The following is a 232-nucleotide window of genomic DNA, read 5'->3' on the forward strand; positions in this document are numbered from 1 at the left end:
CTCGCCGAGCAGATCGCCGGGGCCTAGCAGGCCGGCGCCACCGTCCACGTGGGCGGCGTGCGCACCTCCGGCCCCGAGGTCGAGGGCTTCTACGTCTCCCCGGCCGCGATCACGGACGTGGACCAGGAGAACCCCGCCTACACGCTGGAGCCGTTCGGCATGGCCTCCGTGGTCCACAAGGTGTCCTCCGCTGAGGAGGCCGTGGCGCTGGCCAACGACTCCCATAACGGTC

Annotated in this window: 1 pseudogene; it reads left to right on the plus strand. The window is 71.6% G+C overall.

What is annotated here, in order from left to right:
• Positions 1-42 precede the first annotated feature (42 nt).
• A pseudogene (locus KVS67_RS14255) lies at positions 43-232 on the plus strand (aldehyde dehydrogenase family protein); the annotation flags it as partial.

The organism is Micrococcus sp. GbtcB5, from assembly GCF_019091605.1.
In the GTDB taxonomy this organism is placed as follows: Bacteria; Actinomycetota; Actinomycetes; order Actinomycetales; family Micrococcaceae; genus Micrococcus; species Micrococcus luteus.